The sequence below is a fragment of the Rhizobium sp. P1_E1 genome, from assembly GCF_056406015.1.
This window is the reverse complement of record NZ_JBFUAY010000159.1, coordinates 1-10,866: the sequence shown is the minus strand read 5'-3', so window position 1 is coordinate 10,866 and position 10,866 is coordinate 1. Positions and strand designations below refer to the sequence as shown.

15 protein-coding genes and 1 pseudogene are annotated in these 10,866 nt (G+C 61.0%); 12 read left to right on the top strand and 4 right to left on the bottom strand.

Features of this window, described 5'->3' with window-relative positions; translation table 11 throughout:
- The 7 genes and pseudogenes from AC1D1Z_RS29375 to AC1D1Z_RS29345 all read left to right on the top strand — a co-directional run.
- Window positions 1-98, top strand: a pseudogene (locus AC1D1Z_RS29375) (S9 family peptidase); the annotation flags it as partial.
- A gap of 190 nt (window positions 99-288) precedes the next feature.
- Entirely contained in the window at window positions 289-1,095 is an 807-nt protein-coding gene (locus AC1D1Z_RS29370) for a L,D-transpeptidase (protein WP_047619577.1), read from the top strand.
- A 176-nt stretch (window positions 1,096-1,271) separates the two neighbouring features.
- Entirely contained in the window at window positions 1,272-2,006 is a 735-nt protein-coding gene (locus AC1D1Z_RS29365; RefSeq protein ID WP_477852440.1) for a L,D-transpeptidase family protein, read from the top strand.
- Between the two features lie 284 nt (window positions 2,007-2,290).
- Window positions 2,291-2,500, top strand: a complete 210-nt coding sequence (locus AC1D1Z_RS29360) for a cold-shock protein (protein ID WP_003546468.1) — start codon at window positions 2,291-2,293, stop codon at window positions 2,498-2,500.
- Between the two features lie 275 nt (window positions 2,501-2,775).
- Window positions 2,776-3,060, top strand: a complete 285-nt coding sequence (locus tag AC1D1Z_RS29355) for a hypothetical protein (RefSeq protein ID WP_018241184.1) — start codon at window positions 2,776-2,778, stop codon at window positions 3,058-3,060.
- A gap of 59 nt (window positions 3,061-3,119) precedes the next feature.
- A complete protein-coding gene (rpsU, locus tag AC1D1Z_RS29350; RefSeq protein WP_018241185.1) occupies window positions 3,120-3,356 on the top strand; it encodes a 30S ribosomal protein S21 in 237 nt (78 codons plus the stop codon).
- 230 nt (window positions 3,357-3,586) lie between these two features.
- The gene (locus AC1D1Z_RS29345) at window positions 3,587-3,811 is read left to right on the top strand and encodes a hypothetical protein (RefSeq protein WP_003546479.1); all 225 of its coding nucleotides are present in this window, start codon (window positions 3,587-3,589) and stop codon (window positions 3,809-3,811) included.
- Window positions 3,812-3,855: 44 nt separating this feature from the next.
- On the opposite strand, the gene AC1D1Z_RS29340 is transcribed toward AC1D1Z_RS29345, so the two are convergent.
- Window positions 3,856-4,344 carry a MarR family winged helix-turn-helix transcriptional regulator gene (locus tag AC1D1Z_RS29340; protein WP_018241186.1) on the bottom strand — a complete coding sequence of 163 codons (489 nt, stop codon included), beginning with the start codon at window positions 4,342-4,344 and terminating at the stop codon, window positions 3,856-3,858.
- A gap of 337 nt (window positions 4,345-4,681) precedes the next feature.
- Between AC1D1Z_RS29340 and AC1D1Z_RS29335 the strand changes: the two genes are divergently transcribed.
- Window positions 4,682-5,104: an organic hydroperoxide resistance protein gene (locus AC1D1Z_RS29335; RefSeq protein ID WP_018241187.1), complete on the top strand. Its 423-nt coding sequence runs from the start codon at window positions 4,682-4,684 to the stop codon at window positions 5,102-5,104.
- A gap of 93 nt (window positions 5,105-5,197) precedes the next feature.
- Here AC1D1Z_RS29335 and AC1D1Z_RS29330 read toward each other — a convergent pair whose 3' ends face one another.
- A complete protein-coding gene (locus AC1D1Z_RS29330; RefSeq protein WP_028733805.1) occupies window positions 5,198-5,644 on the bottom strand; it encodes a MarR family winged helix-turn-helix transcriptional regulator in 447 nt (148 codons plus the stop codon).
- Window positions 5,645-5,732: 88 nt separating this feature from the next.
- Here AC1D1Z_RS29330 and AC1D1Z_RS29325 point away from each other — a divergent pair, with 88 nt between their 5' ends.
- The 3 genes from AC1D1Z_RS29325 to AC1D1Z_RS29315 all read left to right on the top strand — a co-directional run bounded on the left by AC1D1Z_RS29325 (window position 5,733) and on the right by AC1D1Z_RS29315 (window position 7,872).
- Window positions 5,733-6,461, top strand: coding sequence for a DUF899 domain-containing protein (locus tag AC1D1Z_RS29325; RefSeq protein WP_018449440.1), 729 nt, complete (start codon window positions 5,733-5,735; stop codon window positions 6,459-6,461).
- 85 nt (window positions 6,462-6,546) lie between these two features.
- A complete protein-coding gene (locus tag AC1D1Z_RS29320; RefSeq protein ID WP_028733806.1) occupies window positions 6,547-7,014 on the top strand; it encodes a DUF1579 domain-containing protein in 468 nt (155 codons plus the stop codon).
- Between the two features lie 78 nt (window positions 7,015-7,092).
- A complete protein-coding gene (locus tag AC1D1Z_RS29315; protein ID WP_283186263.1) occupies window positions 7,093-7,872 on the top strand; it encodes a VOC family protein in 780 nt (259 codons plus the stop codon).
- A gap of 203 nt (window positions 7,873-8,075) precedes the next feature.
- Here AC1D1Z_RS29315 and AC1D1Z_RS29310 read toward each other — a convergent pair whose 3' ends face one another.
- Window positions 8,076-9,596, bottom strand: coding sequence for an ABC-F family ATP-binding cassette domain-containing protein (locus AC1D1Z_RS29310; protein WP_439007372.1), 1,521 nt, complete (start codon window positions 9,594-9,596; stop codon window positions 8,076-8,078).
- Window positions 9,597-9,978: 382 nt separating this feature from the next.
- Between AC1D1Z_RS29310 and AC1D1Z_RS29305 the strand changes: the two genes are divergently transcribed.
- Window positions 9,979-10,476: a metal-dependent hydrolase gene (locus AC1D1Z_RS29305; RefSeq protein ID WP_247265597.1), complete on the top strand. Its 498-nt coding sequence runs from the start codon at window positions 9,979-9,981 to the stop codon at window positions 10,474-10,476.
- Window positions 10,477-10,483: 7 nt separating this feature from the next.
- On the opposite strand, the gene AC1D1Z_RS29300 is transcribed toward AC1D1Z_RS29305, so the two are convergent.
- Window positions 10,484-10,866: ATP-binding cassette domain-containing protein (locus tag AC1D1Z_RS29300; protein ID WP_477852434.1), on the bottom strand; the 383-nt coding region annotated here is incomplete at its 5' end.

Genomic DNA, 10,866 nt, shown 5'->3' with positions numbered 1-10,866 from the left:
TTCATATCGAGACCGAAACCGTCGCCGGCAATCATACCTCGGCGCTGCCGGCCGAGATCGAACAGAGCATCCGTTTCTTCCACGGGGTGGCGGCCTGAGTTTCGCCGCCACCGGCAATTGCGATTAAGTGCCCTGGACGATTGATCCGCGATCCCGCCACCGATGGCGGCGGGCTGGTCGTTTCCTGACCTTGTGCCTTTTCCACCCCAACGCCAGCCTCGCGCCAGCCGCGGATGCGATCGTCCCGGCAGATGTCGTTGTCTGCCGATCGTTGATAAGGGTGGTTCCATGAATTTTCTGCGCCGGGTCTTCCCGATTGCCGGGCTCGTGATTGCGGTTGCGTCGCTGAGCGGGTGCAACATCCTCATTCCCGATGTCGCCGCCGATTCGCCCGCCCGCTTCGTCCAGGAAACCTCGCCGGTCTTCTATCAGCCGCCCGGTGTCGATCCGCGCCGGGTGCGGCCGATCCCCGATCAGCCGGTGCCGCAGACGCGCGAACTCTACAAGACCCAGTTCCACCAGACCTATGGCCTGCCGGTGACCAATCCCGTGCATATGGCGATGTATGGTGAGCTTCGCGACGCGGATTTCACCCTGCCGGCGATCCCGGTCAGCCGCGTACAGCCGCAGTTCCTGCGCCAGGAGGTCGATTATCAGACGACCGAGCGTGCCGGCACCGTGGTCGTCGATACCAAGGCGCATTTCCTTTATTTCGTCGAGGGCAACGGCAAGGCGATGCGTTACGGCGTCGGCCTCGGCCGCGACGGTTATGCCTGGTCCGGCCGCGGCGTCATCCAGTGGAAGCAGAAATGGCCGCGCTGGACACCGTCGGTCGAAATGGTCTCGCGCCAGCCTGAGGTTCGCCCGTTCGGGGCGGAGAATGGCGGCATGAATCCGGGGCTGATGAACCCGCTCGGCGCGCGCGCCATGTATATCTTCAAGGACGGGCAGGATACGCTCTATCGCGTCCACGGCACGCCCGACTGGCAATCGATCGGCAAGGCCACATCGTCGGGCTGCGTGCGCATGCTGAACCAGGACGTCATCGATCTTTACGACCGCGTGCCTGCCAGGGCCGAGATCGTTGTGATGTAGCGCTGCAACAGCGCTGCTCATATCGTCCGCTTCAGGCCGGACACGTCTACGTGAAGCTATGGTTTATTTGGCGCAAGCCGATAGATCTTCTCTTGTTGTTATCGGCATCGGGCGAATCGCTGGTTTATCAGCCCTTTCGTCCGGCTTCCCGCATCAGAGGAAATCAGTCCCGCGTCATGAGCTTCGATAGACATCTTTCCCGCCGCAGCTTTCTTTCCTTTTCGGCATTGACCGCAGCCTCCGCGCTCACCGGCTGCGCCTCCTCAGCCAATACGGTAACATCGGGCGATACGTCGATCATCTATCGTTCGCCCATGCGCCTGTTCCAGTCCCCGGCCGCGTCAAGCGTGCCGAGCGGGCCCGAGCTTGCCGTCATGTATGGCCCGGTTGAGGATGGCGGCTTTCTCATTCCGGCCGTTCCCTACGAGCAGATCGATCCGCGCTATTATCGCCAGCGCGTCGTCGATCCCACTGGCCAGCCGCCCGGCACCATCGTCGTCGATACGCCGTCGCGTTTCCTTTATCTCGTCCAGGGCGACGGCATGGCGATGCGCTACGGCGTCGGCATCGGCCGCGAGGGTTTCGCCTGGCAGGGCTCGGGCGTCATCCAGTGGCGTCAGAAATGGCCGCGCTGGAAACCGCCGAACGAGATGGTCGCCCGCCAGCCGGAACTCGTCAAATATTCGATCGACAACGGCGGCATGGAGCCTGGCCTGAAAAACCCGCTCGGCGCCCGCGCGCTCTACATCTTCTCGAATGGAGAGRACACGCTTTATCGCCTGCACGGCAATCCCGATTGGCGCTCGATCGGCAAGGCCGTCTCATCGGGCTGCGTGCGGCTGCTGAACCAGGATATCATCGATCTCTACGATCGCGTTCCGACAAAGGCGCCGATCGTCGTCTGGCAGTAATTTTCACCCAGGCGGCCGCGATCCGGCCGCCTCGGACCGATCCCTTTGTCCCCGGGCAAGCAGGTTGCTTTCCCCTGGACAAGAGCTTCATTTTGCGCCCGCAAGAGAATTATTTTCCGAAATACCATTGCTTAATTCGGTAAATATCCTACATGGTGCGTATCGAATTGCTTGCGACCTTTGTCCACGCGCTTGAGCGCACCGTCAGATATCCTCTCAACATCGATACGGCTTGTCGGATATCTCTCCGCAGGCGAACACAAACGGTTGAAAAGGAGATCGTTATGAATTCAGGCGTCGTCAAGTGGTTCAATGGCACCAAGGGTTTTGGCTTCATTCAGCCGGATGATGGTTCTACGGACGTTTTCGTCCATATTTCAGCGGTTGAACGCGCCGGCATGCGCGAACTCGTTGAAGGTCAGAAGATCCGCTACGATCTCGTCCGCGACAAGAAGTCCGGCAAGAATTCGGCTGATAATCTTCAGGCCGCATGATTTGTCATTCGCCTCTGCTGACCATGAATATGGCAGCGGGCTGGCCATGTGCTGGCGGCAAGCTGACCACGGATGTACTGGCAGCGAGCTGACCAGGGGTGGCGGTGAGCTGACCATACGGGCAGCGGGCTGAGTGACTGGAAGAGGTCGGGTCCGAGCCCGGCCTTTTTGCTTTGATCGCAGGCTTTTCCGGAATGGCCCTCGGTCGTACCTGAATGGCCCCTGGTCGTTCTGATTGACCGATTGAGCAGCCGAAGAGTCGAAGGGACGCTGAAATGGGCAGACCAAACTATAAAGTCGGCGACATGATCGTGCTGAAGTCCGGCCTCACCCGCACGGCGAAAGCCGACAAGCGGTGCCGGATCTCCAGCATCCTGCCCAAYGACCATGGGCATGTGCAATACCGCGTCCAGTTCGACGCAGAGAATTTCGAACGCCGCATCACTGAGGCCGACATCGATACCGGGGAAACGCCATCCAGGGTTTCCCCCCAAGCGGCGGCCAAGTCCGATGGCGCCGAACCCTGGCTGAAGTTTTCGAGCATCAAAATCGGGAAGTAGTCCCGCGCTTTTTAATATGGACAGTGCGGCCTCGCCGCCGCGACAGGAAGGATATCGTTTTGCAGGTACTCGTCAGGGACAACAATGTCGATCAGGCGCTCCGCGTGCTCAAGAAAAAGATGCAGCGGGAAGGCCTGTTCCGGGAAATGAAGGCGCGCAGCGCCTTTGAAAAGCCGTCCGAGAAGCGCGCCCGCGAAAAGGCCGAGGCCATTCGCCGCCAGCGCAAGCTTGCCCGCAAGAAGCTGCAGCGCGAAGGTCTGCTGCCGGCACCGAAGAAAGTTCTCCGCACCCGCTGATCCCGGCCGGGGAGTCGCGGTCCGGCTGTGGCATCACGGTCCGACCGCGGAACCATGGTTTCAGCCGTGAGATCACGGCTTTCAGCCGCGGATTCATGGCTTGCAGCGCTGCGCGTTTTTTGAGGCGCGCAATGGACGCTGTAACACTTTGAATTTCTGCATAATTCCTTGAGCCAATTCCGATTTAAGGAATTATGCTGTAGCGCCGCCATCACCTGGGAAAGGGGCACATGACCGCCACCAAGGGAGAATTCTTCAATCCCGCCAAGCTCTCGTCTCGCGACAAGGCAGAAGCGACCGATCACACGGCGCGTGCCATCATCGCCGCCGAGGCATCGGCCCGTGACAAGAAGACGGAGAAGCTGAAGGCGCTGCGTTTGCAGCAGGAGGCCGAGGCCGAACCTAAGGCAGCTCCTGCAAAGAAGCGTCGGTCGCCGGCTAAGCCGCGGCCCTGATCTCTCGGAGCGCACGCTGATGCGGGTCTACCGGGTGGACGCGTTCAGCCTCCGTCCGCGCCGGCCCGCCCGAGATTACCCCGCAGCCGATGCAGCATGTCGCGCATCTCGGCCATTTCCTTAAGCGTGCAGCCTGCGGCTTGCCCGATCGCCATCATGATCGTGTCGATCTCCCCCTTCATAGCCTCACCTCTAGGGGTCAGCGACACAATCACCTGCCGTTCGTCGCGCAGGTCGCGGATGCGCTTGATCAGCCCGCTCTGTTCCAGCCGTTTCAACAGCGGCGACAGCGTGCCGGAATCGAGATCCAACTGCTCGCCGATCGTCTTGACCGGCAATTCGCCGCGTTCCCAGAGCACCAGCATCACCAGATATTGCGGATAGGTCAGGCCGACCTTGTCGAGGATCGGCTTGTAGGCGCGGGTGAAAGCATGCGCCGTCGCATAGACCGCGAAGCACAGCTGTTTTTCCAGCCGCTTCTCCTCTTGCGGTATCTCCATCGTCTTCGTCGTGTGCGCTTTCATATCCATCATCCCTAGAGCATTCCCGTTTTTCTTCGAATCACGAAATGCTCTATCCCTTTGTTTTCACGCAATTCCGGGCGCAAAACCGCTGCGCACTTTTGCTGGAATTGCTCTAGAACATGATGCCGAAAAGTGTCAGCGGTTTTCGGGCGACATCATGCTCTAACTCTTTAATTTAGAACAGGATTCAGATTTTAGGCCGGCGCGGCTAAGATCATCCTGTTCTAAGGCCCGATTGTCCTCCTTTCGAATTCGAAATGCAATTTGCAAAATTCACTTGCGTACAATTTAATTGTGCGATACTAAAAATCCAACCCCATCGAAGGGCCAACCAAAGGAGATCGTCATGCCTATTCTCTATACGACCAAAGCCTCTGCCACCGGCGGCCGCGCAGGCCGCGCCGTTTCCGAAAACGGCGTTCTGGACGTGACCCTGACCGTCCCCAAGGAACTCGGCGGCGACGGTGCGACCGGCACCAATCCCGAACAGCTCTTCGCTGCCGGCTACTCCGCCTGCTTCCTCGGTGCATTGAAATTTGTCGCGGGCCAGCAGAAGGTCAAGATTCCGGAAGACACGACGGTCTCCGCCAAGGTCGGCATCGGCCCGCGGGAAGATGGTGGCGGCTTCGGCATCGAAGTGGCACTGACGGTTGACATTCCGGGTCTCGACCGCGAAACGGCTGAAAAGCTCGCAGCCGCAGCCCATATCGTCTGCCCCTACAGCCACGCCATGCGCACCTCGACCGAGGTTCCGGTCACCGTCGCCTGATCGATTTTAAAAAAGTTGGCAGCCGTATCGGCTGCCACCATCTGCCGGCCGGGTAGGGTGGTATCCGGCCGGCTTCGGCGTTTCGGCCGCCATTCATGACAACGCCTGCAGATCCTGCCGCAGCCTTGCGACGCTGCCATCCGGCAGCTTTCCGTCGATCATCGCATGCGTGCTTTCCCAGATCGGCAGCGCTCTCACCAACACCGCCTTGCCCTCAGTGGTGAGGCTCAGCAGCCGGCCGCGCCTGTCCCTCGGGTTCTCCATCACCGTCACCCAGCCCTTGCGCTGTAACGGCTTCAGCGCCGCCGTCAGCGTCGTCTGGTCCATGGCGAGCAGGGCGGCGACCGGCCCCATTGGCGGTGGCTCCGGCCGGTTCAGCGACATCATCAGCGAAAACTGCCCATTGGTCAGCCCGGCCGGCCTCAGCGCGTCGTCGAACAGCCGGGCAAGCGCGCGCGCTGCCCGCTGCACATGCAGGCAGAGGCAGGTGTCGCGCACCATCAGCGTCGTGGAAAAGGGAATCTCGATCGAATTTGACATGCTTCATTTCTATTGATATCAATGTATTTAGTCAAGGAGAAGGAGATGAGCCGGCTTCACCGGCAAGCGCCGGAGGAGGGCGCACTCCATGCAGAATGACGTTGTTTCCCGCGAAGAGTGGCTGGAGGCCCGCCGTGCCCTGCTGGCAAAGGAGAAGGAGGCGACGCGGCTGCGCGACAGCGTCAACGCCGCCCGTCTGGCGCTGCCCTGGGTAAAGGTCGACAAGGATTATGTCTTCGAAACGCCCGAGGGCAGGAAGTCGCTCGCCGATCTCTTCGACGGTCGCAGCCAGTTGCTGATCTACCATTTCATGCTCGGCCCGGATTGGGATGCCGGCTGCACCGGCTGCTCCTTCCTATCGGATCATGTCGATGGCGCCCTGCCGCATCTGAACCATCATGACGTTACCTGGGTCGCCGTTTCGCGCGCGCCTCTCGACAAGATCGCTGCCTACAAAAGGCGCATGGGTTGGAAATTTCCCTGGGTCTCTTCCTTCGGCAGCGATTTCAATTTCGATTATCACGTTTCTTTTAGCCCCGAGGATCTTGCCAAAGATAAGGTCTTCTACAATTTCACGCCTATGCAGCCGGCTGATGCCAATGACGAACTGCCGGGCCTCAGCGCTTTCTACCGCAACGACAAGGGTGAGATCTTCCATACCTATTCGAGCTATGCTCGCGGGCCGGAAGAACTGATCGGCACCCTGATGATCCTCGACCGCGCGCCGAAGGGCCGCAACGAGGACAGCACGATGAATTTCGTGCGCCGCCACGACGAATATGAGGAGGCCGCCAAGGCGCCATCCTGCTGTCACTGAGCCGGAGCATGATGCCGAAAAGTGTAAGCGGTTTTGCGTCCGGAATGCGGAAAACAAGCGCCACCATCACTCAAGGGAGAAGAGGATGATGAAGACCGCTGAAGTGCTGAAGGAACATTCCTTTCTGGAAAGGCTGATCGGCGACTGGACCGTCACCGCACCCGACATGAGTGGCGGTGAGCCCTGGACCGAGACCGTCCGCTCGCTGCACGGCATCTGGTTCGTCGCCGAAGGGACCGGCCGCATGCCGGACGGTAAGGAGGCCACCAGCATCCTGACGCTCGGCTACAACGCCACAAAGGGCAAGTATGTCGGCAGCTGGATCGGCAGCATGATGGACTATATGTGGGTCTATGAGGGCGAGGTCGATGCGTCAGGCAATGTACTGGACCTTTATACGACAGGGCCTGACTTCAACGGCGAGGGCCTTGCCGATTACCGCGAGCAGATCATCTTCGTCGATGCCGATCACCGCACCTTCGTCTCCAGCGCCAAGCAGCCGGATGGCTCCTGGAAGCAGTTCATGGAAGCGCATTACGCCCGCAGGATCTGACAATCACGGCGCTCACCCTCGAAATAGGGGCCTTGCAAAGAGGCCTCCGAAGAGGAGCGTCGAAAAAGGGAGAGTATGATGTCTGAGACGCATGGAAAGTTCATCTGGTGCGAGTTGATGACCCCCGACACATCAGCTGCCGCGAAATTCTACAGCTCGGTCGTCGGCTGGACCACCTCCGAAATGAAAATGGAGGGCATGCCCACCTATACGATCTTCGAGGCGAACGGCATCGGCGTCGCCGGCCTGATGGAATTTCCGGCCGAACTCGAGGGCAAGGGCATTCCGCCGAACTGGACGGGTTATGTCGACGTTGACGACGTCGACCAGTCGGCCAAGGATTTTGCCGCCAATGGCGGTTCGGTCCGCCGTCCGCCGGAAGACATCCCGACCATCGGTCGCTTCGCCGTCGTCGCCGATCCGCATGGCGCGGTGCTCTGCATCATGACGCCGGCGCCGATGGAAAATCCCATGCCGGAACTGGCCTTCGACGCGCCCGGCAATATCGGCTGGCGCGAACTCTATGCTGCCAATGGCGAAGAAGCGCTGGCCTTCTATTCCAAGCGGTTCGGCTGGACGAAGCACAGCGAATTCGACATGGGTCCGATGGGCGTCTATTATCTCTTCTCCCATAACGGCAGGCAGATCGGCGGCATGATGACCAAGCCGGAAAACCTTCCGATGCCCTTCTGGTGCTATTATTTCATCGTGCCGACCCTCGACGCCGCAACCGAACGCCTCACATCGGGCGGCGGCAAGGTCGTCCACGGCCCGATGGAAGTCCCTGGCGGCAGCTGGATCGTCCAGGCCACGGACCCGCAAGGCGCCTTCTTCTGTCTGGTCGCACCGAAGCGGTAGGTTTGGGAGCGACGTTGGCGGTGTGCCGTGCAGCCCCCTCATCCGCCCTACGGGCACCTTCTCCCCGAGGGGAGAAGGGGGAATCGAGACGTCGCCACGAGTCTCTTCTCCCCAGCGGGGAGAAGGTGGCGGCAGCCGGATGAGGGGGCCTCACGGCACACCGTCAACAACAATTACGCTCCGGATCCCACCACCCACCACCATCACCCTCCAACCGAAGCAAAGAACCCTTCCGGGCTTTCCACCTCTACCAGCCGCTTCTTCTCGATCAGCCAGAACCGGTTTCCCACCGCCCGCACGAAACTGCGGTCATGCGATACCAGCAGGCAGCTCGCCTCGTGCGCCATCAACTCGCTCTCCAGCGCCTCCTGGCCCTCGATGTCGAGGTGGTTGGTCGGCTCGTCGAGCAGGTAGAAGTTCGGCTCCGCAAGCCTCAGTACCAGCATGCCGAGCCGCGCTTTCTGGCCGCCGGACAGTTGGCCGATCGGTTTTGCCTGCATGTCGATTGTCATGCCGGCGCCTGCCAGCAAGGCCCGCGCCCGCTGGTCACCGACATCGAAGCGGCGGATGATCGTGCCGATCGGCGTATCGCTGTCGGCAAGATCGGCAAGCGCCTGGTCGCCATAGCCGAGCACGAGCGACGGCGTCGCCTTGATGCCGTCGCGCGCCATCTCGGGTCTTTCGATCGTCTGTTTCAGCATCGACACCAACCGCGACTTGCCGGCGCCGTTGAGGCCGAGCAGCACGATGCGGTCGCCCTGGCAGATGAACTGCCGGCCGGTCTTGAACAGCGGCGTTCCATCGGGCGTCGTCACCACCGCATCCTCCAACGTCACCAGCACCTTGGCATGGGTGCCGCGGTTGGCGAGCCGGATGGCGCCGGCCGAGCGCTCCAGATGCGCCGGTTTTGCCGCGTCCTCCAGCTTCTCCGCCCGTTGCCTGAGCTGCTTCGTCTTGACGACGAGCAGGTCGCTGCCGGAATTGATGCCGATATTGTTGAGCTTCGCCGCCTGCTTGCGCAGTTGCTCCGCCACCTTCATGTCGCGCTCGTAGCGCCGGGCTTCGGAAGCGTCGGCCTCGTCAAGGGCGGCGCGTGCCCTGGTATAGGGCAGGGCGAAGACCGGCGATTGCTCCGGCCGCAGGAACAGCGTCCGGTTGGTCGTCGCATCGAGGAAGGCGCGGTCGTGGCTGGACAGGATAACCGGCACGTCGCGCGGCAGCGCATTCAGCCAGCCCTCCAGCTGCGCGATCTTTTCAAGGTCGAGATGGTTGGTCGGCTCGTCGAGCAGAAGCACGTCGGGCTCGCTCACCCAGGTGCGGGCAAGCATGGCAAGCCGCTGCCAGCCGCCGCTCAATTGCTTCAGCGGCCGGCTCCGCATGAGCTCCGGCACGTCGAGTGATTCCAGCACGACGTCGACGCGCCAGCTCTCGCTTTCGGCCTGATCGGCCGGCAGCGCCTGCAGCACCGCATCGTAGAACGGCGTGTCGAAAAGGGGAGGCGGCACATTCTGCGCGACATGGCCGATGGTCAGCCCGCGCGCCTTGGTGATCTCGCCCTCGCTCGGCTCCAGCGTACCGGTGATGCAGGCAAGCAGCGTCGATTTCCCCCGCCCGTTGGCGGCGACGAGGCCGATGCGGTCGCCGGCGTTGACGACGAGATTGAGATTGGATAACAACGGATTGCCCAGCGTCACGCCGAGATTGCGGATATTGATGAGTGTCATGATCGTTCTCTGGTCTTGACCGGGTGGTCGGCACGATCCGGGGCATTCAGCCATCACGGGATTGCGCGGTTCGAGCCCGGGAAATGAGAGGAATGCGCGCTGTCAATTACGGCGCCGCATTGGCCACGAAGGGCAGACCAGGAAGAGATGTTGAGAAACGGTCTCTGGTCAGCCCTGCAAACGCATTTGCAGGGCGTTGACGGGACCACGCTGGCGATTAAACCGAAAGTAATATTGCATTGCGTGATCCTCCTTTCTCAAAAGCTTGCAAGACCCAAATAACATTGCCCGCAAAAAGAGGCAAGGGAGCTGCATCTGCGCCGATTCTAGCCATAAACCGCGCATAGAGGATTCTTCGGGACCGACCGGGAGAATAAGACGCATGCTCATTGCCCATTTGCCTGCAGGCTACCTTCTCGGGAGCGCCGCGCGGCAACGGTCCGCCGCACCCGGCATCATGATCGTAGCCTTGATCGGCAGCGTATTGCCGGATTTCGATATGGTCTATTTCTTCCTGACCGGCGGCAAAGTCCACCATCACGACTATGTCTCCCACTGGCCGCTTTTTTGGCTCGGCTTCGCCGCCACGGCCCTGCCGGCGATCAGTCGACTGGCGCCGGACTGGCTTCCCACGGCCGCCGTCTTTTTCGCAGCCGTCGTGCTTCATATGGTTATGGATACCGTCGCTGCGCCGATGCTTTGGCTCGCGCCATTCGATTGGTCGAAATTCGAGCTGACGACGGTGCCGGCGACCTACAGCAATTGGATCGTGAGTTTCATGCTGCATTGGACCTTCGTTCTCGAACTCCTGATCTGCGTCACCGCGTTGATCGTCGCCGTCTGCCGGAATCGTCGCGTCGGAGGCCGGCAGCAGGCATGAGGCGGAATTATCCCGGGTGGCCGGCAGACAAATCCAGCCGCCGCGTTATCCCGATACTCCTGAGGAATGTCTCGTCGTGGCTGACGACGATGAGCGCGCCGTCGTAAGCGCGCAATCCGGCCTCGACGGCGGCAATCGAGTCGATGTCGAGATGGTTGGTCGGCTCGTCCAGGATCAACAGCGGCGGCGGCGCTGAGCCGAGCACACAGGCAAGGCCCRCTCGCAGCAATTGCCCGCCGCTCAGCGTCGATACGGTCTGCAGCGCCGCATCCGCCCTGAACATGAAGCGGGCAAGGGCGGCCCGGCAGGTATTTTCATCGGAAAGCAGATTGATCCGACGGAAATTGTCGCGGATCGAGGCCGACGTATCGAGAAGGCTGACCGTCTGAT

Excerpts from the sequence above, each read along its gene's own strand:
- AC1D1Z_RS29325 (WP_018449440.1), top strand. The coding sequence starts at position 5,733 with ATGCAGAATGACGTTGTTTCCCGCGAAGAGTGGCTGGAGGCCCGCCGT.
- AC1D1Z_RS29330 (WP_028733805.1), bottom strand. The coding sequence starts at position 5,644 with ATGTCAAATTCGATCGAGATTCCCTTTTCCACGACGCTGATGGTGCGC.
- AC1D1Z_RS29305 (WP_247265597.1), top strand. The coding sequence starts at position 9,979 with ATGCTCATTGCCCATTTGCCTGCAGGCTACCTTCTCGGGAGCGCCGCG.
- AC1D1Z_RS29315 (WP_283186263.1), top strand. The coding sequence starts at position 7,093 with ATGTCTGAGACGCATGGAAAGTTCATCTGGTGCGAGTTGATGACCCCC.
- AC1D1Z_RS29335 (WP_018241187.1), top strand. The coding sequence starts at position 4,682 with ATGCCTATTCTCTATACGACCAAAGCCTCTGCCACCGGCGGCCGCGCA.
- AC1D1Z_RS29360 (WP_003546468.1), top strand. The coding sequence starts at position 2,291 with ATGAATTCAGGCGTCGTCAAGTGGTTCAATGGCACCAAGGGTTTTGGC.
- AC1D1Z_RS29345 (WP_003546479.1), top strand. The coding sequence starts at position 3,587 with ATGACCGCCACCAAGGGAGAATTCTTCAATCCCGCCAAGCTCTCGTCT.
- AC1D1Z_RS29340 (WP_018241186.1), bottom strand. The coding sequence starts at position 4,344 with ATGATGGATATGAAAGCGCACACGACGAAGACGATGGAGATACCGCAA.
- AC1D1Z_RS29310 (WP_439007372.1), bottom strand. The coding sequence starts at position 9,596 with ATGACACTCATCAATATCCGCAATCTCGGCGTGACGCTGGGCAATCCG.
- AC1D1Z_RS29320 (WP_028733806.1), top strand. The coding sequence starts at position 6,547 with ATGATGAAGACCGCTGAAGTGCTGAAGGAACATTCCTTTCTGGAAAGG.
- AC1D1Z_RS29370 (WP_047619577.1), top strand. The coding sequence starts at position 289 with ATGAATTTTCTGCGCCGGGTCTTCCCGATTGCCGGGCTCGTGATTGCG.